This window comes from Nocardia amamiensis NBRC 102102, assembly GCF_001612745.1.
Classification (GTDB): domain Bacteria; phylum Actinomycetota; class Actinomycetes; order Mycobacteriales; family Mycobacteriaceae; genus Nocardia; species Nocardia amamiensis.
In genome coordinates this window covers 52,130-75,899 of sequence record NZ_BDBA01000021.1, presented here as the reverse complement: position 1 = coordinate 75,899, position 23,770 = coordinate 52,130, and the positions used below count along the sequence as shown (strand labels likewise).

Here is a 23,770-nt window from a genome sequence, read left to right as displayed (position 1 = left end):
AGGCATGAGCGACTACGACGCCATCGTCATCGGCGCGGGCAATGCCGGGCTCACCGCCGCCGCCACTTTGCAGCGTGCCGGTGCGCGGACGCTGCTGCTCGAGCGGCACAACATTCCCGGCGGTTGCGGAACCTCCTTCCGCCGAGGGCGTTTCGAGTTCGAGGTGGCCCTGCACCAGCTGTCCGGCGTCGGTGTGCAGGGACAGCCGATCTCACTGCGCGAGGGCTTGTTCGCCCAGCTCGGCATCGCCGACACGCTCGAATTCGTGCAGGAGCACGACCTCTACCGCGCGGTGATCCCCGGACAGCTGGACCTGACGCTGCCCGCCGACTGGGACGCGGCCATCGACGCCATCGAGGCGCAGTTCCCCGGTAACCGCGATCGTGCGGCGAGGTTCTTCGAACTGCTGAAGCAGATGTCCTTCTGGCAGATCGCGGCCATGCGGGGGATGCCGGTCGAGCACATCGACCCGATGCTGTTCAAGTACGGACTGCGGCCGCTGAAGGACGTTCTCGACGAGTACTTCGACGACGACCGGATCAAGGCCGCCCTCGGCATGTACTGGACCTATCTCGGTCAGCCACCGTCGAAACTGCCGTTCCAGGACCTGGCACTGACCTTGTTCGCCTACTTCGAGTTCAAGCCCTGGCATGTGCGCGGCGGTTCGCAGGCGATGTCGGCCGCGATCCTCGACGCGTTCCTCGCCGCCGGGGGCGAAGTGCGGTTCAACGCCGGTGTCGAGGCCATCCTCACCGAGAGCGGCCGGGTCCTGGGCGTTCGGCTCGAGGACGGTTCGGAGGTGACCGCGGCCGATGTGGTGTCCAACGCTTCGCTGCCCACGACCTACGGCATGCTCGATGGCATCGACATGCCGACCGCGGTGCGCGACGACCTGGCCACCAGGCGCATCGGCGTCTCGGGGTTCGTGCTGCACATGGGCCTGGACGCCACACCGGCCGAACTCGGGTTCACCACCAGCACCACCTTCGTGAACATGGACACCGACGACGACCGGACCTGCAACGCGTGGCGCTCCTTCGAACCGGCGCGCGGCATCTGTGTCAGCTCTTACGATGTCGCGCCGATCGGCTTCGCGCCCGCAGGCGCCACCCACGTCAGCCTGATGACGTTGCAATACGCCGACATCTGGCGCAATGTGGCTCCGTCGGAGTACGCGCGCACGAAATTCGCCTACGCCGAGACGCTGCTCGACCTGTGCGAGACCATCACCCCCGGTATCCGTGACGCCATCGAAGAAGTCGACGTCGCAACGCCTTTGACGATGATGCGCTACCTCGGTCATCCCGGCGGCGCCATCTACGGCTACGACCAAGACGCCACCGAGGGCTGGCTGTTCCGCAACAGCGAACGCGAAACCCATGTCCCGGGACTACATCTGGCCGGTTCGTGGTCGGGCATCGGCGGATTCCAACCCACTCTCGAAGCGGGCGCACGTGTCGCCCGCCGCCTGCTGCGCGCCAAGGCCGCCTGAACGGAGCACATCATGAAACACCCCCTCGCCGAACAGTTCGACGGCGCGGCGCAGATTCTCGCCGAGATCGACTCCCGCATCCCCGACACCCGCGACCACCGCGCCGAAACGCGCACCACCATCGACACCTACCACCCCAAGCGGCTCCAGCTGGTCGTGGCCGAGATCATCGACGAGACCGCGAGCACCAAAACCTTCCGGCTCGAGGGCCTCGACCACCGCGAGCTGCCACCGTTCCTGGCCGGTCAATACGTCAACGTCTTCATCGACGGCACCAGCCGCCCCTACGCCATCTCCTCGGCCCCCGCCCAGCTCGGCCGATACGACCTCACCGTCCGCCGCGTCCCCGGCGGACGCGTCAGCAACCTGCTCATCGACACCGCCCAGACCGGGCAGATCCTCACCACCACCGGACCGATGGGAACCTTCCACCACAACCCGCTCTTCCACGGCAACGACGTGGTGTTCCTGGCCGGGGGCTCCGGTGTCGCCCCGGCGATGAGCATGATCCGCGAGATCGTCGAGCGGGATCTGGACCGGACCTTCCACCTGATCTACGGCTCCCGCCAGGCCTCCGACGTCATCTTCCGCGCCGAGCTGGACGAACTCGCCGCCCGGCACCCTGGCATCACGGTCGACCACGTCATCGCCGAACCCGACGCCGACTGGCCCGGTGCCACCGGATTCCTCACCGCCGACACCATCAAAGCCCTCGCGGGCGACTTGAACGGCCGCATGGTGTATGTGTGCGGGCCCCAAGCCCTCTACCCGTACGCCCTCGAGCAGGTGACCGCGCTCGGGCACCCGCGCAAGCGGATCCGCTTCGAAGCCAACGGCGCTCCGAGCGACCCCACCGCCCAACCACACTGGCCCACCGGCGTCGACCCGGCCGGCGAGGTCACCGTCACCGCTGGCGACACCTCCTTCCGCACCCCGCGTAACCGACCGCTGCTGGACGCTTTGGAAGACAAAGGTATTCGACCCGAAGCCGCGTGCCGCTCGGGCGAATGCAGTCTGTGCCGAGTGCGGATCGTCAAGGGCGAGGTGCACACCGCCGAGGAGGCCAGACTCCGCCTGTCCGACGACCGATTCGGCTACACCCACTCCTGCGTGGCCTACCCCATCAGCGACGTGGAGATCGATCTGTGAGCACGAGCGCGAGCCGCTACCGCGGCAACGTCCGCGATCTGGAATTCTACGGAGTCCGGCGCTGAGCCGGTTCGGCAGCGGTTTCGAAAGAACCTTCGCCGACAGCGATGAGTTCTCCGACGGTGCTCCGTCCTATCCGTTGAACGCGCTACCAACCCGGCGCGACCAACCAGAAGGACCAGAAATGACCACCGCCAACTTCTCCGACGACGTCACCGACCGTTCCGGCAAGGTCCGCAACCGCGCCCTGTGGACCCTGCAGATCCTGCTCGGCCTGTTCTTCATCATCGCCTCCGGCGGGCCGAAGCTCGTTATACCGAACACCCTGACCGACAACGCCCCCGAGAATCTGACCATCCCCCTCGGGCTGCTCATCTTCATCGGAGTCGCGGAGGTCGCAGGCGGTATCGGCCTGATGGTGCCACGGCTGTGTGGCCTGGCTGCCGCGGGTCTGTCCGTTCTCACCGTGCTCGCCGCCGGGACGCAGGCTTTCATCGCCGACAAGCCCTTGATGGGGATCTTCCCACTGGTGCTTGCCGCGATCTTCGCCTGGATCGCCTACGAGCGCCGCGCCACCATCACCGATCTGCGCAACTCGCTGTCGCGATGACAAATCCATCAGTACGACCGGCGATCGGTGGCCCACCCACCGATCGCCGGTCGTGCGTTCTCGGATCGATCGCCGTCGGGTTGGCCGCGATCGATCCAGCGGCCATCTGGTCCGCGGCGGACCTTCACCTCGAACCAGCCTGTACACGAAGCTACTGTGCGGCTCGGGCCGGCTTCAGGATTCCGGGGCCTACTCGCGGCGTCGGCGTAGCGCTGCGAAGAGACCGAGTACAGCGACGACCACCAGCCACACCGTTGCTCCGAAACCTGCGGTGACGACCGTTCCCCACAGCATGATGAACGGCCCGTACTCCGCCACGCGGGCCCAGTATCCGCAGGGGCCCACATCTTGCGGGATGGTCGCGCATTCGGGATGGCCGATGGCCGCGAAGGCCAGGGTCGCGAGCATCGGAATCGCAACGGCCACAGCGAGTACGATCGCCAGGCTTCCGATGGGGCGGGAGGGGACTGCCATGCGGTCAGACCCTAATGCACGGCCGGGGGCCGTTTTTCGTGCGCTGTCAGCGCATCCAGGACGGGTGCGGTATTGGAATCGTGCAGTTTTCGGTCCTGGCTCGGTGCAAGCGCACTACGGTGCTTGGAACCCGCCGATCTTCTGCTCGAGCAGTTCGGCCAGCCGCAGCGGGGTGCGGTCCTCGAACATCGGACCGATGAGCTGCACTCCCACCGGCAGGCCCTCGGGTGAGCGGCCTGCAGGTATGGCGGTGGCGGGCAGGCCGGGCATGGTCGCCAGGCCGGCCCAGACGAGCTGGTCGAAGTACGGGTACTCGACACCGTCGATGTCGATGTGCCGGTTCTCCAGACCTCCGTTGTGGTCGTGCAGGAAGGCGGGAGTGGGCGTGATGGGGCACACCACGGCATCGAACTCGGCGAAGAGCTGCCGCCAGCCGTGGCGGTGGAGTTCGCGACGGTTGTTCGCCTCGACCCAGTCGCGGTGACTGAGCACCATGCCGCGCAGCCGCGCCGCATCGAGACTCCGGTCGTCCGCGCTCAGGACGGCGGCATGGGTCTGCAGCTGTTCGTACACGTCGACGGAAATACCTGCGGCGGCGTTCGACAGCATCAGCAGCATGTGGAGCGTCGCCGCTTCGGTTGGATCGGGCAGCAGAGGACTGCGCCGTTCGACGCGGGCGCCCTCGTCGACGAGCGCCTCGGCGACCCGGTTCATGCCCGCCCGCACCGCCGATCCGGTCGGAATGAGCGGATGGTCCTCGATGATCAGGACCCGGAAGTCCGACAGCCGTTCGTGGCGCGCGGACGGCAGTGCGACGTCGTAGGCGACGCCGTGGGTCAGCGGGTCCGGTCCGGCCATCACGTCGAGCAGCAGCGCGAGGTCGCGGGCGGTGCGCGCCATCGGGCCGACGACGGCGAGGTCGAGGGTGATCGGCAAGGCCGGCGCGGGCGGCGCGACCATGCCGCGGGTCGGTGCCAGCCCGAGTGTCGGCTTGTGCGCGTAGACACCGCAGAAATGCGCGGGGGTGCGCAGCGAACCGGCGAGGTCGGAGCCGATGGACAGCGCGCCGAATCCGGCCGCCAGGGCCGCCGCTGATCCGCCGGAGGAACCACCCGACGTGCGAGCGTGATCCCACGGGTTGTTGGTGGTGCCGGTAGATCTCGTTGAAGCTCTGGATATCTCGCAGCATCAACGGCACATTGGTCTTACCGAGCACAACGGCGCCCGCGGCCTCGACCCGCGACACCCGTAGCGCGTCCTCGGCTTCGTGGATGCCGTGGTCTCTCGTGTCCGTCCTGTCCAGCACTCGCAGACCTGCTGTCTCAATGGCGGCCAGCAACTGGCTGCGTGTCCGAAGTCCGAAGCGCTCGGCCAGGTCCGACAGGATGAGCCATCCTTCACCTCCAGGTTCGAACCGGGCCGTGCCCCACCTCATGTGCCGCACGGATCTCGGGGAACGGCGACGGCGCACGTTCCCGCCCCGGGAAGGTGCGCCGTCTTCGGACCGGACGGGGTATCAGGCATCGGGGTTCAGCATTGCCGCCGCGGTGGCCAGGTCGGTCTCGGCGCCGGTGGTCAGCGCGTGCAGGGCGTACCCGATCGGGGAGGCGTCCCACAGGTGCGCCGCCTGGGCTGCCAGGCGGGGGTGGACGTGCCCGCCCGCCTGCTCGTACGCGGTGAGGGTGACCTGCAACATCTCCTCGCCCGCGGCGCCGTACTGGGCGGACAGGTCACGGGCGGGGTCGTCCACGCGGGCGGTGGTCCAGTCCAGGACTCCGGTGATCGTGCCCTCCTCATCGAACAGCACGTGCGCGGGGTAGATCTCGCCGTGGGTCATCACAGTCCACTCGGGCCAGCAGGTTTCGTCTTCGAGCCATGCCTGCCATGCCTCGCTCAGGGCGGGTGAGACAGTGAATGCCTCGCTCACGCGGGCGATGTCGTCCCGCCACGCCTGACGTACCTGAGCCGAGGTACGGACCTCGACGCCCGCGGCCTCGGCCTGCTCCGGGGTGATGGAATGCAGACGGGCCAGCAGGCGCCCCAGGCGATCGGCATAGTCCGGGCTGGCAGGGTCCATGTGCCAGTTGGGCTCCCCGGCGTTGGTCAGGGTCAGGCCCGGGGCGCCGGGCAGGGCCGGGTAGGCGATCAGTTCGGGGGAGCGGACCTGCCAGTCGGGGACCGCGACGCCATCCTCGGCCAGGACGGGGGTGACCAGGTCGAGGATGCGCGTCTCAGCGGCCATGCCCTCGGAGACATCGGCGCGGCGCGGTACGCGCAGCACCCACCTCTGGCCGGTCGCGTCGGAGGCCATGACGACGCGGTAGTCCAGGCCCGCCTCGTTCACGGTGGCGTCCTGCGCGGACAGGTGCGGGCCGTGGGTGGCGGCCAGAGCGATGGCGTCATCGATCGTGCTCATGGGACCAGGCTCTCACCTGCGCCTACGCCACTTCCAGCTTTTTCCCTTCACCAGCCATGCCGCCGAGGGGCTGCTCCGGAGCACACGGCCTACTCCTCGACCGTCCTCGCTTGCCAGATCGGTTCGGTTGGGGTGCGGTCGCGGTTGTCGAGTGACGAGGTAATCGGTCAAGTCTCGTCGGGTTCGTTGCGCCCATCGTGTGGCGGTGTTGATGTCGATGCCCAGCAGGTCGGCGGCGATCGGTCCGGGGATCTCGCGTGCTCAGGAGGCGCGGGCGGAGTTGCGTGAGCTCAACGTGCCGATTCCATGGGCTCGAAGTTTGCGAGCGAGGATGTGGGATGAGGCTGGTCTGCCAGGGCAGCGTCCGGGGAACAGGTAGCGTGTATGCGGTTCCGGCTACGGAAGGTTGCGGTGTCGCAGTCACGGCGTGGCCCGGGCCGCGAGCAGTGTGCGGTGCAGGGCGAGGGCCGCTTCGGAGAGCGGGTGGTTGCGGGAGGCGGCCACGGCGAGCCCGGTTGTCTGGGGCGGGGTGGCCAGGTCGACCTGGGCGAGGCCGGCTCGTGCGGGAATGGCCTCTTCGGGGACGAACGCGAGGCCGAGACGCTGCTGGACCATGGTCAGCGCGGTGGCGATGTCCACCACTTCCAGGGCTACCGTGCGCTTGGTGCCCGCCTCACTGAACATGCTGTCGACGATGGTGCGGTTGCCCCATCCTTCGGGGAAGTCGATGAAGCGGCGGTCGGCAAGGTCGGCGCAGGTCACGCGGTGTGCGCGGGCAAGAGGATCGTCCGCGCGGCAGGCCAGAGCCAGGCGCAGGCGCGCGATCGGGTCGATGACGAGATCCGGGCCGAGGACCGCGGAACCGTGCAGGGGAACGGGCAGCAGCATGAAGTCGAACCTGCCCTCGTGCAGCGCGGTGGCGTGCCCGGCGAGGGGACCGACGGAAAGCCGCAGGCGCACAACGACATCGGGGTGCTCGGCCTGAAAGGCGCTCAGGGCGGCGATCAGGTCGAAGGAACCTGTCGACAGCTGGGTGCCCAGCGTGACGGTCCCGCTGAGCCCGCCGGTGAGACGGCCGATGTCATCTCGAGCCCGTTGTGCTTCGGCGAGCAGATTCCGGGCACGGGCCAGCAGCATACGTCCCGCGGTGGTGAGTTCCAGCGTGCGGTGTGTGCGGGTGAACAGCGCCGTGCCGAACTCCTGTTCCAGCTTGGCCACCGCGGCCGACGCCGCGGACTGGACGATGTGCTCGCGCTGGGCGCCGCGCGTGAAACTGCGTTCCTCAGCGACCGCGACGAAGTACGCAAGCTGGCGAAGATCCATACCTATCTCCATCTGCGATGACAGACAGCAGAAAGCATCGTTGGACACGATACGCCCGCGACGGCCATTGTGGAGGGGTGAGAAGAGGCCCTCCTTTGCCCCACACCGAAATGGACTACGGAAAGGATCACCGCCATGACCGTCACCGCCATCCAGATCGGACTGCATCCCGACGTTATCGACTACGCATCACCGGATTTCGTCGCGTTCGCCGGACTGACCCGGGAGAAGCTGCGCGAGGCCAACGACGACAATCTTGCACTGCTGCGGGAGGCCGGATACGAGGCGGACGGGTGTCAGATCGATTTCGGCGAGACCGCGCTGGACAAGATCCGCGGCATGCTGGCCGACCGGGAATACGACGCGGTGCTCATCGGCGCCGGTGTCCGGCTGGCCGAGCGCAACACGCTGCTGTTCGAGTCGATCGTGAATCTCGTGCACACCACGCTGCCCCGCGCGCGATTCATCTTCAACTACTCCGCCATGGCCACACCGGACGACATCCGCCGTTACTTCCCGGACCCCGCCTCCAGCATTGCTCAGGATGTGCCAGGTAACCTCGTGGCCGTCGCCGTGGCCAACCCCGGAAATGCCTTGCGCGCCTGCACAGGTGCCATCGCGACGGAGGCACGCCATGAGGTCCGTTGACCATGTCACCGATGTACTGGTGGTCGGCGGCGGGCCGACCGGCATGACCGTCGCGGGTGATCTAGCCCGGGCGGGACGTCCGGTCACTGTGCTGGAACGCTGGCCCAGCATCAATCCTGCCAGCCGGGCCTTCGTTACGATGGCCCGCACTCTGGAGCTCCTCGACAGTCGCGGTGTGGCCGCAGGCCTGCTCGCCGGGGCAGGTACCACCGACCGCGTCGAGTTGTTCTCCGGCGCTGCGCTGGATCTGTCCCATCTGCCCTCCCGCTACCCGTACGGAATGATCCTCCCGCAGACCGTCGTCGACCAGGCCCTGGAAAACTACGCCCGCGACCAGGGCGCGATCGTGGTGCGCGGCACGGAGGTCGTCGGCCTCGAGCAGGACACCGACGGGGTCACCGTCACGGCCCGGCCCAAGGGCGGTGGGGAATTGTCCACGTGGCGGGCGGCGTACGTGGTGGGAGCCGACGGCGCCCACAGCACGGTTCGCGAGCTGCTCGGGGTCGAATTCCCCGGCAAGTCCGTGCTCAGCTCCGTGGTCCTGGCCGACGTTTTGCTCGGCGACGGGCCTTCGGGCACCGGGCTCAGCCTGGGCAGCACCCGGAACGTCTTCGGGTTCCTCGCGCCCTACGGCCCGGCCCGGCCCGGGTGGTATCGATCGGTGACGTGGGATCGTCACCGCCAACTGCCCGACAGCGCTCCCGTCGAGAAAGGCGAGGTCGTCCGCGTGCTCACCGAGGCCATGGGACGCGATGTCGGCGTCCGCGAGATCAGCTGGCATTCCCGATTCCACTGCGACGAACGCCAAGTCCGCCGCTATCGCCACGGACGGGTCTTCCTCGCCGGAGACGCCGCCCACGTGCACTCACCCATGGGTGGGCAGGGCATGAACACCGGCATCCAGGACGCGGTCAACCTCTCCTGGAAGCTCGATCTCGTCCTCGGTGGGGCCGATCCGGCCATCCTCGACACCTACCACCGCGAGCGGCACCCCATCGGCCGCCGCGTCCTGTGGCAAAGCGGTGCGATGATGCGTGCGGTCACGCTCGGGCCGCCGCCCGCCCGCTGGCTACGCAACCACCTCGCCCCGCTCATGCTGGGCATCGGCCCGGTGCGCGACGCCATCGCGGGCAGCTTTTCCGGTGTCACCCTGCGCTATTCGCGCCGTCGCGGGCAGCACCCGGTGGTGGGCACCCACGCCACGGAGGTGCCCCTGGCCGAGGGGCGGCTCACCGAACTGCAGCGCACGCCCGGCTTCCTGCTGATCCGCGAGCACGACGTCGCACATCTGGACACCACTGTGGCGCAGGCTCGCCGCATCGGCCCGGGACCCGCTCTGCTGGTCCGCCCCGACGGCTACATCGCCTGGGTCGGTCCCAGCAGCCGCGCCAGCGGCCCCGACGGCTGGCAAACCGCTTGGCGCACTTGGACCGCGAGGGCCAGCGGACCCGCGCGGATACCGTGATGACCACACGGGCCGGTGCGGGAGCCACCTCGGCCTCGCCCGAGGCGACATGTCGCTCGAGGGCATCGGCGAGCTCGACCAGGCCCTGAATGCCGCGAGCGTCGGGACTGGTGACCTCACAACCCGAGTTTGGTGACCGCGTTGTCTTCGAGAGGGTTTGCCGTTCGGATGTAGCGGTGGACGGTGCGCGGGTTGGACCATCGGCCCTGGCGCATGATCTCGCGGTCGCTGGCGCCGCCGAGCGCGGCCTGTGTGGCGAATCCGGCGCGCAGTGAGTGACCGGAGAACAGGTCGGGGTCGAGACCCGCTCGGGCGGCATAGCGCTTGACCAGTTCGGCGACGGCGCGCCCGGACATCGCGGCGTCGCCGATGGCTCCGTGCCGGGTGATGGCGGGGAAGAGGGGAAGGTCCGGGTCGATGTGGGTGCCGGTGAAGCCGTGGCAGCGGTGCATGTCGGGAGAACCGGAAGGCAGCTCGGACAGCCAGCTCCGGACACCGGAAGTCCCTGTGGCGGAGTGTATTTCGCGCAATTGCACCCAGTCGGCGAATGCGCAGACCGGGCAGGTGGCGGGGCGGCGGCCGCGGGGAAGGGCCACGCGCTGTTCCGCCGTGCCGGTGGGGTCGGTCTTTGTGGCGGGCAGCCGGATCAGCAGGATCGGTTCGCCGGTGCTGTGGTCGGTGCCGACCTCGACATCGCCGACGCGCAGTCCGGCCAGTTCACTGCGGCGCAGGGCTCCGGCGAAACCGATGAGCAGTGCGAGCGCGTCCCGGCGGCGGGCGGGTTCGGTGGGCCAGCCCGGTGCGGGAAGCTCGCTGAGGAGTTGGTCGAGTGTGTGCAGCAGCACCGGACGTTTGCGCTGGGGTTGCGCGCGGCGGGTGCGGCGGATACCGCGCAGGGTCAGCCGCACCACATCCGAGCGCGTCGGCGACGGCAGTCCGTTCGCCGCGTGCACCGCGGCGATGGCGGCCGACTTTCGTTCCAACGTCGCTGGACTGAACGCCCATCCGCCCGTATCGCGACGCGCGTCGGCGGCCGCCGCCAGGTAGACCGCGACGTCGAGGGCATCGGCGGGCAGAGCTTGTCTGCCTTCGGCGGCACACCAAGCCGCCCAGGCAACCCAGTCGGCGCGATAGGCGCGCACCGTGTTCGCCGACTGGGAGGCTTCGAGATACCGGCGCAGCGAACCGGCCTGATCGTCGTCGAAGCGATCCCGCACCAAGCGCAGCGCAGCGGCGTCGACCAGGACACTGCGGACTCCACGGCGCAACTCCGTGCGTACCGACTCGGGGACCGCGACGACGGTGGATCGATCGTCCATGTCTCGGCTCCCGCATTCACATCGGCGACTGGCTGCCTGCGCCAAAGGTATTCGACGCGAGACTTCAGCCTACGGCACGCCCAACGGGGGATTTCGGCACCTGTGCACCGGTTTCGACCAACGGCGTCAACAATGGCTCCTCGCGGGTGCAGCTAAGCCCCCGGGTTGCCAAGCGTCACAGTGACAATTCTCCGGCTCCCCCCGGGCCCTCGCCAGGCACGTACCGCAGCGATAGCTCGTCCCAGCAGTCGAAGAACACCCACGGTCCACCATCCGCTGGTGCATAACACGACACCCATTTGCCGACCCGCAGGCTCGGTTCGCCGAAGGCGGCCTCAACCTCGCTGCGGCGTACGTCCCGATCAGCCACCCACTCCCGCAACCGCGTCAAAGGCGTCCACTCGGCCGGACCGAGTAACCGTTCCAAAGCCAGGTGGCCGAGTCGGTGATAGAACTCGGCGTACACCGATGTCACTTCGGCAGTGCAGCGGCGTTGCTCACCGAAGATCGCCGCGAACGGACCGTGCACCCTGAGCTTGCCGAAGCCCCGAGCTTGCCGAAGCCCCTGACCACCTCTTCGACCTGTTCGTACTCGACGTCCCGGTCATCCAGGTAGCACAAGTCGCGCAGACGCCCCGCTGCAACCAAGTCCATCTCGGAACCGCTACGGGCATACATCTCGGGCAGGGCGAACCGGTACGTCACCTCTGCCAGCCACTGACTTTTTCAACTGTTCCGGCGATCGCACCCATCGAGCCCAGACGCTCTGTCTTTGGGAAGGGGTGCACAGTTTTCAGCCCTTTCCGTCAGGATTTCGTTGCGTTGGCACTAACCAAACAGAAACGTATTTCGAGTGTCGAAAGTTGGCGTGCAGGTGCTTCTGACCCCCGATAAGGTTCACTTATCGGAGGCCAGCGGAACCTGCGCCTCGTTGCAGCCCAAAGGAATTCGTTTCGTGTCGATCCGTTGGAAATGACGAAACCAACGCTACGATTCTGGCGTGTCGAATCTGTGCAACTACCCGGGCTGCTCTCGTCCCCTCACGCGGGGAGGCGGGCCCGGTCGGCCGTCGGAGTACTGCGACCATCCGGATCACACACGATGGCGTGCGTGGCGGGAGCGGCAACGGCGGCAACAGGAAACGGAGGCGCCCGCTGTCGTCACTGTGATGCAGCAGGGGCCGGTCACTGCCGCGCGGTTGCGTGCCGATGAGCTGCTCACGCAGTTCCGGTCGCTCGCCGGGCAGTTGAACACCACGTTGAATGCCGCTGTCGCGGAGTTGTCCACGCTCGCCGACCCGTCCATCGCCGAAGCGCAGGTCCAGGCGGTGCAGGCGGACGCGGCACGGCGGATCGCGGAGGCCGAAGCGGTCGCGGTGGCGGCGGAACAGGCACGCAGGGAGGCGCAGGAAGCACGGGCACTGGCCGAGTCCGCGGCCGACGACGCCGCGAATGCCGCCGAACGGGCCGAAGAACTAGTCGCCCGAGCACACTCGGCACGCGACGACGCACTGCTCGAAGTGGAACGAGCGACCAAGCAGGCCGCCGACGACGTGTTCGCCGCGCGCAGCGACGCCGAAGCCGAGATCCGCGCCGTGCGCCAAGAGACCGCCGCAGAAATCGAACGCGTCGAACGTGATGCGGCCGAACAGGTACAGCACGCGCAGCGGCGCACCGACACCGAGATCGCGAAGGCCCAGCGCGAGGCAGCGGCTCAGGTCAGGGCCGCCCACGCCGAACGCGACCTCGCCGTGCAGCGCGCGGCGGACGCCGAACGCGCGACCGAGCGCGCCGAGCAGTCTGCCGCCGAACGAGCCGAAGCCGCCGACGAAGCACGCACCGAGTGGCGCAGGGTCCGTGCCGAACTCGACGCTGCGCGCGCTGAACTCACCGAGATCCGCCGCACCGCGGCCGCAGATCTCGCCGCAGCCCGCACCGAAGCCGCCGCGGCCATCGACAAGGTCCGCACCGAAGCCGCCCAGCGCCTCGCGGCACTGGATGAAGCACGCGCCCAAACGCTCGCCCGCGCCGAACGCGCCGAAACCCAACTCGACGAACTCTTCGCCGAGAGACGCCGCGAACCAGCCGTTACGGACCCGGACTCCTGAGGCTGTCATGAGCCATCCGCGTCCGGTGTGGACGCGTATCCAGCGGGCTGTTCGATCCGCTCCGGGGGCTGAACGGGTGTCCGGGCGGGCATCCGCCAACGGACGCACGGGAGGATCTTCGTCTGTCTGTGCCGACCAGGCGAGATGTCGTCTCGTTCAGGGTATCCGCTGAGGGCAGACCTACCGTACGGTTCCTGTGTGACCGCAACCCTTATCGGCGACGCTCGCTGCTTTACCAATGAGCAGGCCCGCTGGCAGATCCTGTATGGTCGCGGCGTCGCCGAAGCCCGGATCCGCCTCGACCACTGCCTGACCGGCACCGGCCGCGCCCGGCAAGGTTTCGACCGAGCTCTCGCGGCCGTCCGCGCCGGCAACCCCCTGATCGTCCCCGAACACGATCGGCTCGCCCGCGTGGTGCGCGACTCCCGCGAGATCGGTGACGGCATGGCCGCACGCGGTGTGAAGCTGTCGTTGGGCGGCACCATCTACGACCCGGCCGAGGGGATGACCGCCGCGAAGACCGGGGCGGGGCAGTGACGTGCTGCCTTACACCTACCGGGTCACCAAGTACGACCCCGCCGACCGCGACGAGCGCGGCAGCTATACCGGCGCCGAGGACGAACTCAGCGACCACGGGCCGGTCGAAGCCGCCTACCTGCAAGCCGTGGCCGCATTTGCCGAAGACACCGGCGTCCACCAGCTGACCATCCGGGAACCGCAGATCACCGGCCACGTCCACTTCGGCCTGGAGCCGCCTATCGAAGGCCACGGTCTGGTCGGGCTCTTCCCGCCCGACCTCACCGGATTCCACGACGGCGCGCAGGTGCCGATGGACGTCGGCTTGGAGCTGGTACGGGCAATGCTCCGCGACAACGGCGCCTGGTGCCGCCTGGAAGTAGAAGACATATTCGCGGTGCACGTCGGGTGGGACCAGTACGTCTACATCAGCACCAGCGAGCCCTGTGACAGGGTGTTGTCCCGCACCCGCGCACTGGGACTGTTTCCCGAACGGCTCGAGACATCCCCCTACGATGCGGCTTTCGACACCGAGCCCGGCGAACAGCGACCCGCCGACGACATTTTCTGGGCACGGCTGCGCTGGTGCATCACCACACACCAAGCTGTCATCTTGGAAGAGGGGTACATCTTCAACGCGTCGCGCTGGCACCGCCTCACCAGCGACACTGTGGACGCGGTACGCGCCGAACTCACCCCTCGTGCTCGACTCACCGTCTGGCCGGACCTGTCCACCGACGTCGACGAGATCCTTGCCGCTCTCCCTGACGAAGGCCTGATCGAACTCGTCTGGGAGGACGAACACGGACAGATCACCAGCATCATTGCCGACGAGACCCAGTTCACCGAACTGGCAGCGCGGGTCACCGGCGCACGTGCCGCAACCGCGCTTTCGCTGTATGTCGACGAACGCCACCCCCTGTTCACCGCCGTCCTGCCCGACAGCGACGGCGTCCTGCGGGCCCGGTGGAGGACCGAACCGACCCCGAGCGACCACAACTGGGCGTTGTCGAAGACCCTGCGCCGAGGCCAGATCTGCAACGGCACCATCAGCCGGATCGCCGGCTTCGGGGTGTTCGTCGACATCGGCGGGGTCACCGCGCTGATCAAAACTCCGCAACTGTCCTGGCGGCCCGTCAGCCACCCTTCCGAGATCCTCAGCGTCGGTCAGGAGATCACCGCACAGATCATCGACATCGACATGGTGCGCGAAGAGGTGAGCCTGTCGCTCAAGGCGCTGCAAGAGGATCCGATGCCGCAGATCGTGCAGCAGGTCGGCCGGATCGTGCGCGGCCGCGTCACCAAACTCATGCCGTTCGGCGCGTTCGTCCGCATCGAGGACCGCCCAGACGGCTTCGAAGGACTGGTGCACAACACCGAACTGGCCGCAGGACAGGTGGACAAACCCGGAGACGTCCTCCGAGTCGGCGACGAAATCCACGTAAAAGTCATCGACGTCGACCTGGAACGCCGCCGGATCACCCTGTCACGCAAACAGGCCATCGCATCCGGATGAGGGAACCAACGCGGAAGGACCGAGCATGTCGGGTACGAGTAACACGACCCGGCAGGTCGCGGAGCGGCAACTCCCGCAATGGCACTCGCTCGAGAACGGTGCTGACGGAGAGCGGCGCGGTCGAGATCGACACTGACCGAAAGATCGGGCGGCCCCGTCAGAGGGCGTGCCGGCTCGATGACGACACCGCCGTTCGTCGGGCAGGCGAACGAGTGATGGTGACCCGAGCTCCCGGGCTGGTGTGCTCGGCGCGGACTACAGGACCGAATGTCGCTGCCAGAGCGGGGCAAACGGCCCGCTAATCAACGCGGGGTCATATCATCTAGCTATGCCCGAAACTGTGGTGGAAGGGCGTGCGGAACCACTGGCCGGCGGTGTCCGGCAGTCGGTACTGGTGGTCGGCGCCTGCTCGATGATCATGGGTGTGGCACTAGCGGTGTGGCCGCACAAGTCGCTACCGACAGCGGAACTGCTGTGTGGCGGCTATCTTCTGCTCAACGGTGTGTTCCAGATGATTCTGGCGGTGAGCGCCCGGATCGCCCCGGCCCTGCGAGTGCTGGTGCTGATCAGCGGCGTCATGTCCGCCTTGCTGGCGGTGCTGTGCTTCGCGGGCGGCAATTCGGCGCTGTTGCTGGCGTTCTGGATCGGGCTGGCCTGGGCGATTCGCGGAATCTGCCACGCCACCGTGGCGGTATGGGTCGACAATCTGCCCGGGCGAGCACGGCAAGAGGTGTTCGGGCTGATCACGCTCACGCTCGGCGTGATTGTCGGTGCGCTGCCGTTCGATTCACTGGACACGGTGGGCTGGGTGGCCGGACTGTGCCTGATCGGGATCGGTGCGATGGAGGTGCTCAGCGTCACCGTCATCAGGCCCCGTGCGGCCATGCTGACCGGGACGATGCCGACGCCAGCGTGGATCGGTGAGCGCGGTGGCGACGGGAGCGCCCTCCAGGTTGACTGTGCACCATGGCATCCCAGCATCCGAAGCTCCGATCGCCCGCCGAACTGATCGTGGTCACCCACGCCGCCGACGCCGCGATCACCCCGATCGCCCTCCGCGAGAGCCGCAGCGTCCAGTCGCATGTGGCCAGGCGGCTTCCGGAGGGTGGCCGATTGGTACGGATCTTCGGACCGCCCAACCGATTGCAGGGCCGACTCAGGGGCGCGTCATACGAGCAAACGGGCGCGGAATACCTCAATTACTTCTATGTCGATGGTGTCGGCGGCGAGCTCCACGAGCTCGCCGGTCGGCTACGCGACGACGACGCCGTAGCGGCAGCGTACGTGAAGCCGCCCGCCGAACCACCGATCGCGCCGGAAGGCATCGTGACGGGCACGGCTCGTTCCGTAGTCGACGCACCCCCGGTTACGCCGGATCTCACAGAGCGCCAAGGGTATCTGGACGCCGCGCCGCAGGGAATCGCCGCGCGCTGGGCCTGGACGGTTCCCGGAGGACGCGGCGCGGGCGTGCGGGTGGTCGATGTCGAGGGAGCCTGGCGGTTCACCCACGAGGATTTGCAAGCCAACCAGGGCGGCGTCATCGGCGGCTCCCCGGCACCGGACCGGGGCTGGCGCGACCACGGCACCGCCGTCGCGGGCGCTATCAGTGCCGACGTCAACGCATACGGCGTCACCGGCATCGCGCCCGAGGCGCACATGCGGGCGGTGTCGATCTTCGGGTCCGGATCGGCGGCCGCGATCCGTTCGGCCGCGGACGTGTTGGGTCCCGGTGACGTGATCCTGCTCGAAGTCCATCGTCCCGGCCCGCGATTCGACTATGCGGGCAGACCCGACCAGCGCGGTTACATTCCGGTCGAATGGTGGCCCGACGACTCGGCGGCGATCCGGTACGCGGTCGGCAAGGGCGTGATCGTGGTCGAGGCGGCCGGCAATGGCGGCGAGGATCTGGATGCCGCGCTGTATGACACCCGTCCGCCGGAGTTCCCGGCGGCGTGGCACAACCCATTCCGCGGTGGCGCGGCCGACTCCGGTGCGATCATCGTCGGCGCGGGCGCACCACCGCCAGGATTCCACGGCCGCGACCACGGCCCGGCCCGCTCCCGGCTGACCTTCTCCAACTACGGCGAGCGTGTCGACGCGCAGGGATGGGGAATGGAAGTCACCACCACTGGCTATGGCGACCTGCAAGGAGGCTCCGACGAGGACCTGTGGTACACCGACGTATTCAGCGGAACCTCGAGCGCGTCCCCGATCGTGACCGGCGCGGTCGCAAGCTATCAGGGCATGAGCGGGGCTGGCGCGGGACGTAAGACCCCCGGGGAGGTACGGACCCGGTTGCGCGAAACCGGCTCGCCGCAGACCGACGCGCTGGAGCGGCCGGCGACCCAGAGAATCGGCAACCTGCCGGACCTCGAGTCGCTGCTCGGACCGTGATAGGGCGGAACGGGTGCGCGACAGCTGCTTTCGGAACGACAGACGTACGACGCGGCGAGTGGGGACAGCCTTGTCGAGTTCGCCGCGGCACCCGTGGGCCCGCTGTGCTCAGCCATTCAGGATGGGAGCGCGGTACCCAACTCCTCGGGGCACGATTGCGCACAGTGGAATCATCCCTCGATATTGTTGCCCGATTCGGAATCAATGAAATCGCTTCTACAACAAGGCAATTCATCTCAATTGCGCCGCGATTCGGCGATCGGCCATCGCTTACCGGTGATATCTCGGTCGCTCCCGACGCGCAGCCGATGGAGCTTCGGTCCAGCGGCGCCGAGCTGAGCGGTGGGCAGGCGACCAACGCCTGCCCACCGAACCTTTCAGGCAGCGAATCGCTCGAAGAAGACGGTGCGTTCGACGGCGCGGCGTCCCGGATGTGGCGGCGCGGCGTCGCTGTAGCCGACGGTTACCAGTACGGCAATGGCGAGCTCGGGGCGGTCCTCGATACCGATCGCCTTCTTGACCAGGTCGGGATCCCATCCGTTCATCGGCGCCGAGGCCAACCCGAGTGCGGTGGCGGCCAGCATGGTGTACGTGGCCGCGATCATGGCGTTCTTGACGGCGTTTTCCCGCAGTAGATCCCGTCGGCGCAGCTCGTGGAACTCCGCGCGGCTGTCGAAGAGGGCGGTGAATTCGGCGTTCCACGCGCCACTGTGGCGGGCCTGTTCCGCGATGTCGGTGTTGGGCGCTTCCCATGCCGTGCTGTCGGCGACGAAGACGAGCGTGACCGGCGCCTCGAGTGGCTGCGGCTGACCGAAGGCGGCTGCCGACAGTTCCCTGCGGCCGGATTCGCTGGTCACGACGACGACCGAGCGGTCTTGCATATTCCAGGCGCTGGGTGCCTGCATGGTCAGATCCAGCAGTTCGTCCAGAACCGGTGCCGGGACCGGATCAGGACGGTAGTGACGGACGGTGCGGCGGACGCGGATGGCTTCGGAAACCGAAATGGCTTGCTTCTCCATATTTCTAACTATCGGTTAGTTACAAACTATTGGGAAGACAGCACCTTTTTGTGCGCTACACTCCAATGGTGCGTACGTATGTCGAGTCGTCGGGACTTCCCGCCGATGTCTATTCCGCGAAATGCCCCACTCGCCAGGTGCTCGACCACATTGCCGGTAAGTGGACCGTGCTCATCGTGGATGCCCTGGCCGAGGGCACGATGCGATACACGGACCTGCACCAGCGCATCGAAGGCATATCGCAGAAGATGCTGACCCAGACGTTGCGTCGGCTGGAGACAGACGGATTCGTGATCCGTACCGTGCACCCCACCGTCCCGCCGCGGGTGGAATACACGCTCACCGGGCTCGGCCACAGTCTGCGTGTCCCCATCGCGGCGCTGCGGGAATGGATCGAAACCAACATCAACCGCATCGAAGCGGAACGCCGCGACTCCGAGGCTCGGCACGCCGAGGGCGCGGTCTGACTCTCCGAGCCCCAGCCGCAGAGTCACACTCCCGCTCCGGATGCGGCGATCCACGCGAAGTCTGCTGACCACACGCAAATGCGCCGGATCCGAGCGACGGCCGACCTCGCAACGCGGCCGCAGCGCGACCATCGAGTCGACCGGTGCGACGGTCAGCGCGCCCGGGCGGCGAGGAGCAGATCGAGCAGAAGCCGCCCGAATTCGGCGGGTTCGTCGGTGAAACCGCTGTGCCCGCCGGGGAACTCGATCAAGGGGATGCCCAGGTGCGCCGCGAGTGTCTCGGCCGGACGGTAGGGGAGCTTGCCCCTGCTCTCGCGGCCCGCGCCGAGCACCAGCCGGTCGGAGACCGCGGACAGGGCCGCCACATCAGGGCGGTGCGAGGTGACAACGCGCAATTCGTGCGCCATCATGCGCGGCGCGTTGGCGTGTATGCGTTCGATCATCGCGGCCGCGCGGGGCGGGAGTTCGGCCGGATCGGGCATGGCCTTCATTCCGCCGCCGATGCCGTCGAGGAAACGCGCGCCCGCGGCGGCGAGGCCTTCGGTCACGAAAAGGTTGTACACCTCGTCGACGAACGCCTTGTGCACGGCCGCGTCGGGGAGCACCGCGAAGCACGGCGGTTCGTGTGCGACCACCAGCCGCAGGCGTTGCGGTTGCCGGGCAAGCAACTCCAGCGCCACCACCGCGCCGCCGCTGCCACCGAAGACGTAGGCGTCTTCGCCTGCGGGCGTGAGGTGTTCGAGCAGCCGATGGGCGTCGTCGCTCTGTACTTCGACCGCCACGCCGTCGGCAGCGCCGGGGTCGAGCAGGCTGCGTGAATAGCCGCGAGGATCGGGGGTGACCAGGGTGAAGTGCTCCGCGAGGGGCTCGGCGATGATGTCGAAGACGGCCCCGTCGCCGCCGCTGCCGCACAGCAGCAGCAGTACCGGTCCGGCGCCGCGCACCTCGTAATGCAACGTGGCTCCGGGCACTTTCAGGGTGTCGGATTTCACGACTTCTCCTCGTGACGGGACGGCCACTGCTCGAGTGCGACGTGCAGGGCGTCGATGATGCGTTCCCAGGACTCTGCGGTGGAGCGCGCGTGCCCGAAACCGCCGGTGGCCTCCAAAACGCTGTATCCGTGAAAGGTGCTGCGCAGCAATCGAACCGCGTCGGTGCGGTCGGGTTCTGCCAAGCCGTAGCCGCGCAGCATGCCGTAAGTCAGCTCGACGGCGCGCAGCGCGCCGGTTGCGGTCTTCGCCACGTCCGGGTTCATCGGCAGCTGGGTGGCCGCGTATCGCCCGGGATAGCGCAGCGCGTAATCGCGCCAGGCGTGGGCGTATGCGGCGAGCGCGTCGCGTCCGGCGCGTCCGGCGATCGCGGCGGCGATCAGGTCGGTCTTCTCGGTGGCCGCCATGACGGCGACTCGCGTTCGCAGGTCCTGAAGGTTCTTGACGTGGGAATACAGGCTGGCGTCCTGGACGCCGAACTTCCGGGCCACGGCCGACATGGTGACGTTGTCGAGCCCGATCTCGTCGGCGAGATCGGCCGCGACCACGGTGATCCGCTCCGCGGTCAGCCTCGCTCGCGCCATCATCTGCCACCTCCTCGAAAACTAGGGCAATATGGTTTTATCCTAACCATCCTAGGTTTGGCAATTCTGGCTGCCGGGCGATGAATTCCGTTCGCACGGAGCGTCCCTATAGGCGAACACGTAGGCGTACCTCCGCCTTCGCTCCGGCCGTGCGCGTTGTGCGTCCTCCGCTTTCGCCCGGCCGTGCGCGTTGTGCGTACTGCGCCTTTGCTCCGGCCGTGTTCGGGCTGAGGACGGACTACGTCCGACAGCACCAACTAGGACACCCACGAGGAGAACTCATGACCCAGACGCCGTCCGCGGTCACAGCGCGAACTCTCGACGTTCCCGGCGCGCATCTCTACTACGAACTGCGCGGTGCGGGACCGCTGGTCGTACTGGTCGGTGCGCCGATGGACGCCGCCGCGTTCGCGCCGCTGGCCGACCTGCTCGCCGCCGACCACACGGTGCTCACCACCGACCCGCGCGGACACCAGAACAGCACGCTGGACGATCCCGGCCAGGACTCCACCCCGGAACTGCGCGCCGACGACCTCGCCCGGTTGATCACCCACGTCGATGCCGGACCCGCCGTGGTCTTCGGCTCCAGTGGCGGTGCGGTGACCGCTCTGGCGCTGGCGCAGGCTCGCCCCGACCTCGTCACGACGGTGATCGCGCACGAGCCACCGATCAATGCGCTGATCGCCGACCGCGACGCCCACCGTGCGGCCACCGAGGAGATGGTTGCGGCCTACGCCGAGGGCGATGTGCTCGGTGCGTGGCGAAAGTTCTTCGCGGTCGCGAACATCCCGATGCCGGAGCCGATGCTGGCGCAGATATTCGGGCCCGAGCGCGACCCGCGGCAGATCGCCAGCGAACAGTACTGGTTCGCGCACGAGATCCGCGGCACCACCACCTGGGAGCCCGACATCGTCGCGCTGCTCGACACGCGCGCCCGGCTCGTCGTCGGCATCGGCGCCGACTCCGCCGGGCAGTTCTGCGACCGCACCGCACGCGCGCTCGCCTCGGCTCTGGACCTCGCGCCGACGCTGTTCCCCGGCGGGCACATCGGTTTCGCCGACGATCCCGCCACGTTCGTGGTCCGGCTGCGGGAAGTCCTGACCACACCGTGATTCGGAGTGGGATCCGCCGCAGCGGATCGAGCACCATGATGGGGGCGAGGTGATCGGGTCATAGCGTGAACCGGCGTCCCTTCGCGGCCCACTCGCCGCGGCCGCGGGGCGTGATCGCCCAGCGGCCGCGGTTGTTGGCGTCCATGATCAAGCCGCGCGACTGCAGGCGCAACAACGCACCGCGCACCGACCACGCGGTCAGTCGCGCCTGCTGAGCCAGCTGCTCGACGGTGAGTAATCCGCCTGGCGCCAGCACACCCAGCACCGCGAAATCGGCGGCAGTCCTGGGTCGTCTCATCATGTCGGAGCCCTTTCCTCTGGGAAGGGCAACTCGGGATCGAACTCGCCGCGGTGGTACCCGAGGTGCCCAATCGAAGGTAAGAGCGAACCTGTTCCGCCGCCACGGCTTTGCGCGACTTTGCGAAGTACGTTGACCCGCAAGGCTTCCGGTGGGGACGATTGCACGACATCGCCCTTCCGCTCTCGCAAAGGATCAGCTATGAACCTGCGACTCCTCGGATCCGGATCCGATCATGGAGCTTGCCCCGCCGTGTACGCGACCGACACCGGCGTGCTGGTGGTGCAGGGCGATGCCACCGAGCGCACGGGCACGGTCCTGGTGCCACACCAGTTGCTGGACTGGCTGGAGCCGGGTATGCGGCTACCGGTGGAGGCGACCGGAACCTGCGGTTCGGTGCTGGTGGCCGGTGAACCGGTCACCGACCCCGAGTTGCTCGCGCAGTTGACCCTCGCGTGCCACGAAACCGCCGTGGTGGTGCGCTGATGCTGCACGTCGGTGGTGACCGCTGTTTCGAGCCGCTGTTCCGGGCGGCTCGATTCCGCGCCTTCCACCTGGAGGTGAGGGACTTCTACGTGCTGGAGGACGAGCAAGAAGCATTGCGCCGCTTCGACGCCGGAGTAGCGTACGAGCCGGAGGAACAGCCGGAGTCGTGGAAAGCCTGGGACGCTCTGATGGTCGAGTCAGCCGGTCGCGGAGTCACACTGGAACGGCTCCGTGTCGTGACGGTCCCGCACTCCGGCTACACCCGGTGGTTGTTGTCGGCGACCGACGACAACATCGCCACCGGCGAGACCGTGCGCTGGCTGCCGCGGCACCTGGCCGACCCCGCGGACGTGCCGCGCGACGACTACTGGTTGTTCGACGCGGACACGGTCGCGTTCAACACTTTCGCCGCCGACGGGCGGTTCACGGGTCTGTCGATCACCACCGATCCGGCCCTGGTCGCCCGCTGCCTGCAGGTTCGCGAACGGCTGTGGCCCAAGGGTATTGATCATCACCGGTATTACGAGAGCGAGCACGTGGGCGAGTGAACGATGTGTCGGACGCACGCGCGGCGCTGGGTGCGCGCCTGCGCGAACTGCGGCGCGCCGCCCACCTGACCGGCCTGGAGCTGGCGGCCAGATGTGGCTGGCATTCGAGCAAGGTCTCCCGGATCGAGGGCGGTAAACAGACGCCGTCGGAAGCCGATCTCGCCGCCTGGTGCGAGGCGTGTGACAACACCGCCGTGCTGGACGACCTGGTTGCCAACGCGCGCAATCTGCAGTCGATGTATCTGGAATGGCAACGTACCGTCGCCTCCGGTCATGCGCGCCGGCAGCGGCAGTCGATCGATCTGGAGGCGCAGACCACCCAGATCCGATGGTATGCGCCCGATACGTTGCCGGGACTTCTGCAAACTGAGGGCTACGCGCGCGCAATCCTCACCGCGTGCATCGCGGTCACCGGCGGACGCGACGACCTCGAGGACGCGGTTTCCGCGCGGATGGCGCGCAAGCAGGTGCTCCACCGGGCCAAGCACCGGTTCCATTTCCTGATCAACGAGGCCGCGCTCTGGCGCATGGTCGGCGACGCGGCCACCATGGCCGAGCAGCTGGCCTACCTGCTCACGGTGATGTCCAATCCGAGGGTCCGGCTCGGCATCATCCCGGCCTGCGCCGACTATCGCGCTCCCGCAACGAACTTCGTCATCTACGACCGCTCGCAGGTGCTGACCGAGACGGTCTCGGCCGAGCTGACCATCACCCGTCCCTCCGAGATCGCCTTGCACGAGAAGACCTTCGCCATCCTGGCCGACCAGGCAGAATACGGCGAACGTGCACGTTTGCTGATCACCAACGTGCTGGACCGCAGGCGCGGTGCCTAGCAGTC

General features: G+C 67.8%; 25 protein-coding genes and 1 pseudogene. 16 read left to right on the top strand and 10 right to left on the bottom strand.

Annotation, left to right across the window (positions count from 1 at the left end):
* The 3 genes from NA4_RS05990 to NA4_RS05980 form a co-directional block, all read left to right on the top strand.
* Positions 1-1,492: phytoene desaturase family protein (locus tag NA4_RS05990; protein ID WP_245671131.1), on the top strand; the 1,492-nt coding region annotated here is incomplete at its 5' end.
* Between the two features lie 12 nt (positions 1,493-1,504).
* On the top strand, positions 1,505-2,641 hold the full coding sequence (locus NA4_RS05985) for an FAD-binding oxidoreductase (protein ID WP_067465098.1): 1,137 nt from the start codon (positions 1,505-1,507) through the stop codon (positions 2,639-2,641).
* 184 nt (positions 2,642-2,825) lie between these two features.
* Positions 2,826-3,251 (top strand): DoxX family protein, encoded by a 426-nt coding sequence (locus NA4_RS05980; RefSeq protein WP_067465096.1) that lies wholly within the window; start codon positions 2,826-2,828, stop codon positions 3,249-3,251.
* Positions 3,252-3,440: 189 nt separating this feature from the next.
* On the opposite strand, the gene NA4_RS05975 is transcribed toward NA4_RS05980, so the two are convergent.
* The 4 genes from NA4_RS05975 to NA4_RS05960 form a co-directional block, all read right to left on the bottom strand.
* Entirely contained in the window at positions 3,441-3,725 is a 285-nt protein-coding gene (locus NA4_RS05975) for a hypothetical protein (RefSeq protein WP_157128834.1), read from the bottom strand.
* Between the two features lie 114 nt (positions 3,726-3,839).
* The gene (locus tag NA4_RS05970; protein WP_245671135.1) at positions 3,840-4,904 is read right to left on the bottom strand and encodes an amidase; all 1,065 of its coding nucleotides are present in this window, start codon (positions 4,902-4,904) and stop codon (positions 3,840-3,842) included.
* A 337-nt stretch (positions 4,905-5,241) separates the two neighbouring features.
* On the bottom strand, positions 5,242-6,141 hold the full coding sequence (locus NA4_RS05965) for a macrolide 2'-phosphotransferase (protein ID WP_067465092.1): 900 nt from the start codon (positions 6,139-6,141) through the stop codon (positions 5,242-5,244).
* Between the two features lie 420 nt (positions 6,142-6,561).
* Positions 6,562-7,464: a LysR family transcriptional regulator gene (locus NA4_RS05960; protein ID WP_169810984.1), complete on the bottom strand. Its 903-nt coding sequence runs from the start codon at positions 7,462-7,464 to the stop codon at positions 6,562-6,564.
* A gap of 135 nt (positions 7,465-7,599) precedes the next feature.
* On the opposite strand from NA4_RS05960, the gene NA4_RS05955 reads away from it, so the two are divergent.
* A complete protein-coding gene (locus NA4_RS05955; RefSeq protein ID WP_067465086.1) occupies positions 7,600-8,112 on the top strand; it encodes a hypothetical protein in 513 nt (170 codons plus the stop codon).
* A complete protein-coding gene (locus tag NA4_RS05950) occupies positions 8,099-9,577 on the top strand; it encodes an FAD-dependent monooxygenase (RefSeq protein ID WP_067465084.1) in 1,479 nt (492 codons plus the stop codon). Before NA4_RS05955 ends, NA4_RS05950 begins: the two co-directional genes overlap by 14 nt.
* 116 nt (positions 9,578-9,693) lie before the next feature.
* On the opposite strand, the gene NA4_RS05945 is transcribed toward NA4_RS05950, so the two are convergent.
* Together NA4_RS05945 and NA4_RS05940 are read right to left on the bottom strand one after the other, a co-directional pair.
* Positions 9,694-10,896, bottom strand: coding sequence for a site-specific integrase (locus NA4_RS05945; RefSeq protein WP_067465081.1), 1,203 nt, complete (start codon positions 10,894-10,896; stop codon positions 9,694-9,696).
* A 175-nt stretch (positions 10,897-11,071) separates the two neighbouring features.
* Positions 11,072-11,371: a hypothetical protein gene (locus NA4_RS05940; RefSeq protein WP_067465079.1), complete on the bottom strand. Its 300-nt coding sequence runs from the start codon at positions 11,369-11,371 to the stop codon at positions 11,072-11,074.
* Positions 11,372-12,064: 693 nt separating this feature from the next.
* Here NA4_RS05940 and NA4_RS05930 point away from each other — a divergent pair.
* The 6 genes and pseudogenes from NA4_RS05930 to NA4_RS05910 all read left to right on the top strand — a co-directional run bounded on the left by NA4_RS05930 (position 12,065) and on the right by NA4_RS05910 (position 17,429).
* The gene (locus NA4_RS05930) at positions 12,065-13,003 is read left to right on the top strand and encodes a coiled-coil domain-containing protein (RefSeq protein WP_245671129.1); all 939 of its coding nucleotides are present in this window, start codon (positions 12,065-12,067) and stop codon (positions 13,001-13,003) included.
* Between the two features lie 198 nt (positions 13,004-13,201).
* Entirely contained in the window at positions 13,202-13,540 is a 339-nt protein-coding gene (locus tag NA4_RS05925; protein WP_067465069.1) for a recombinase family protein, read from the top strand.
* A 1-nt stretch (position 13,541) separates the two neighbouring features.
* Positions 13,542-15,035, top strand: a complete 1,494-nt coding sequence (locus NA4_RS05920) for a S1 RNA-binding domain-containing protein (protein ID WP_067465067.1) — start codon at positions 13,542-13,544, stop codon at positions 15,033-15,035.
* 18 nt (positions 15,036-15,053) lie between these two features.
* Positions 15,054-15,181: pseudogene (locus tag NA4_RS44020) on the top strand (transposase); the annotation flags it as partial.
* 182 nt (positions 15,182-15,363) lie between these two features.
* Positions 15,364-16,044 carry an HdeD family acid-resistance protein gene (locus NA4_RS05915; protein ID WP_067465065.1) on the top strand — a complete coding sequence of 227 codons (681 nt, stop codon included), beginning with the start codon at positions 15,364-15,366 and terminating at the stop codon, positions 16,042-16,044.
* A complete protein-coding gene (locus tag NA4_RS05910; RefSeq protein ID WP_067465063.1) occupies positions 16,002-17,429 on the top strand; it encodes a S8 family serine peptidase in 1,428 nt (475 codons plus the stop codon). The genes NA4_RS05915 and NA4_RS05910 overlap by 43 nt, the downstream gene beginning before the upstream one ends.
* 377 nt (positions 17,430-17,806) lie before the next feature.
* On the opposite strand, the gene NA4_RS05905 is transcribed toward NA4_RS05910, so the two are convergent.
* Positions 17,807-18,448, bottom strand: a complete 642-nt coding sequence (locus tag NA4_RS05905) for a nitroreductase family protein (RefSeq protein WP_067465061.1) — start codon at positions 18,446-18,448, stop codon at positions 17,807-17,809.
* Between the two features lie 65 nt (positions 18,449-18,513).
* On the opposite strand from NA4_RS05905, the gene NA4_RS05900 reads away from it, so the two are divergent.
* Positions 18,514-18,915, top strand: a complete 402-nt coding sequence (locus tag NA4_RS05900) for a winged helix-turn-helix transcriptional regulator (protein WP_067465135.1) — start codon at positions 18,514-18,516, stop codon at positions 18,913-18,915.
* Positions 18,916-19,067: 152 nt separating this feature from the next.
* Here NA4_RS05900 and NA4_RS05895 read toward each other — a convergent pair whose 3' ends face one another.
* Both NA4_RS05895 and NA4_RS05890 read right to left on the bottom strand, forming a co-directional pair.
* On the bottom strand, positions 19,068-19,907 hold the full coding sequence (locus NA4_RS05895) for an alpha/beta fold hydrolase (protein WP_067465059.1): 840 nt from the start codon (positions 19,905-19,907) through the stop codon (positions 19,068-19,070).
* Positions 19,904-20,491 (bottom strand): TetR/AcrR family transcriptional regulator, encoded by a 588-nt coding sequence (locus NA4_RS05890; RefSeq protein WP_307188573.1) that lies wholly within the window; start codon positions 20,489-20,491, stop codon positions 19,904-19,906. Before NA4_RS05890 ends, NA4_RS05895 begins: the two co-directional genes overlap by 4 nt.
* 278 nt (positions 20,492-20,769) lie before the next feature.
* On the opposite strand from NA4_RS05890, the gene NA4_RS05885 reads away from it, so the two are divergent.
* Positions 20,770-21,600 carry an alpha/beta fold hydrolase gene (locus NA4_RS05885; protein WP_067465056.1) on the top strand — a complete coding sequence of 277 codons (831 nt, stop codon included), beginning with the start codon at positions 20,770-20,772 and terminating at the stop codon, positions 21,598-21,600.
* 58 nt (positions 21,601-21,658) lie between these two features.
* Here NA4_RS05885 and NA4_RS05880 read toward each other — a convergent pair whose 3' ends face one another.
* Entirely contained in the window at positions 21,659-21,901 is a 243-nt protein-coding gene (locus NA4_RS05880; RefSeq protein WP_067465053.1) for a MarR family transcriptional regulator, read from the bottom strand.
* Between the two features lie 198 nt (positions 21,902-22,099).
* Here NA4_RS05880 and NA4_RS05875 point away from each other — a divergent pair, with 198 nt between their 5' ends.
* The 3 genes from NA4_RS05875 to NA4_RS05865 are packed head-to-tail and all read left to right on the top strand — an operon-like array spanning position 22,100 to position 23,765.
* The gene (locus NA4_RS05875) at positions 22,100-22,384 is read left to right on the top strand and encodes a hypothetical protein (RefSeq protein WP_157128832.1); all 285 of its coding nucleotides are present in this window, start codon (positions 22,100-22,102) and stop codon (positions 22,382-22,384) included.
* Positions 22,384-22,932 (top strand): DUF6879 family protein, encoded by a 549-nt coding sequence (locus tag NA4_RS05870; protein ID WP_067465049.1) that lies wholly within the window; start codon positions 22,384-22,386, stop codon positions 22,930-22,932. Before NA4_RS05875 ends, NA4_RS05870 begins: the two co-directional genes overlap by 1 nt.
* Positions 22,929-23,765, top strand: coding sequence for a helix-turn-helix domain-containing protein (locus NA4_RS05865; protein WP_067465045.1), 837 nt, complete (start codon positions 22,929-22,931; stop codon positions 23,763-23,765). Before NA4_RS05870 ends, NA4_RS05865 begins: the two co-directional genes overlap by 4 nt.
* Positions 23,766-23,770 lie beyond the last annotated feature (5 nt).

Excerpts from the sequence above, each read along its gene's own strand:
- NA4_RS05950 (WP_067465084.1), top strand. The coding sequence starts at position 8,099 with ATGAGGTCCGTTGACCATGTCACCGATGTACTGGTGGTCGGCGGCGGG.
- NA4_RS05980 (WP_067465096.1), top strand. The coding sequence starts at position 2,826 with ATGACCACCGCCAACTTCTCCGACGACGTCACCGACCGTTCCGGCAAG.
- NA4_RS05955 (WP_067465086.1), top strand. The coding sequence starts at position 7,600 with ATGACCGTCACCGCCATCCAGATCGGACTGCATCCCGACGTTATCGAC.
- NA4_RS05870 (WP_067465049.1), top strand. The coding sequence starts at position 22,384 with ATGCTGCACGTCGGTGGTGACCGCTGTTTCGAGCCGCTGTTCCGGGCG.
- NA4_RS05975 (WP_157128834.1), bottom strand. The coding sequence starts at position 3,725 with ATGGCAGTCCCCTCCCGCCCCATCGGAAGCCTGGCGATCGTACTCGCT.
- NA4_RS05910 (WP_067465063.1), top strand. The coding sequence starts at position 16,002 with ATGGCATCCCAGCATCCGAAGCTCCGATCGCCCGCCGAACTGATCGTG.
- NA4_RS05900 (WP_067465135.1), top strand. The coding sequence starts at position 18,514 with ATGGTGCGTACGTATGTCGAGTCGTCGGGACTTCCCGCCGATGTCTAT.
- NA4_RS05960 (WP_169810984.1), bottom strand. The coding sequence starts at position 7,464 with ATGGATCTTCGCCAGCTTGCGTACTTCGTCGCGGTCGCTGAGGAACGC.
- NA4_RS05945 (WP_067465081.1), bottom strand. The coding sequence starts at position 10,896 with ATGGACGATCGATCCACCGTCGTCGCGGTCCCCGAGTCGGTACGCACG.
- NA4_RS05890 (WP_307188573.1), bottom strand. The coding sequence starts at position 20,491 with ATGATGGCGCGAGCGAGGCTGACCGCGGAGCGGATCACCGTGGTCGCG.
- NA4_RS05885 (WP_067465056.1), top strand. The coding sequence starts at position 20,770 with ATGACCCAGACGCCGTCCGCGGTCACAGCGCGAACTCTCGACGTTCCC.
- NA4_RS05875 (WP_157128832.1), top strand. The coding sequence starts at position 22,100 with ATGAACCTGCGACTCCTCGGATCCGGATCCGATCATGGAGCTTGCCCC.
- NA4_RS05985 (WP_067465098.1), top strand. The coding sequence starts at position 1,505 with ATGAAACACCCCCTCGCCGAACAGTTCGACGGCGCGGCGCAGATTCTC.
- NA4_RS05930 (WP_245671129.1), top strand. The coding sequence starts at position 12,065 with ATGCAGCAGGGGCCGGTCACTGCCGCGCGGTTGCGTGCCGATGAGCTG.
- NA4_RS05880 (WP_067465053.1), bottom strand. The coding sequence starts at position 21,901 with ATGATGAGACGACCCAGGACTGCCGCCGATTTCGCGGTGCTGGGTGTG.
- NA4_RS05915 (WP_067465065.1), top strand. The coding sequence starts at position 15,364 with ATGCCCGAAACTGTGGTGGAAGGGCGTGCGGAACCACTGGCCGGCGGT.
- NA4_RS05965 (WP_067465092.1), bottom strand. The coding sequence starts at position 6,141 with ATGAGCACGATCGATGACGCCATCGCTCTGGCCGCCACCCACGGCCCG.
- NA4_RS05905 (WP_067465061.1), bottom strand. The coding sequence starts at position 18,448 with ATGGAGAAGCAAGCCATTTCGGTTTCCGAAGCCATCCGCGTCCGCCGC.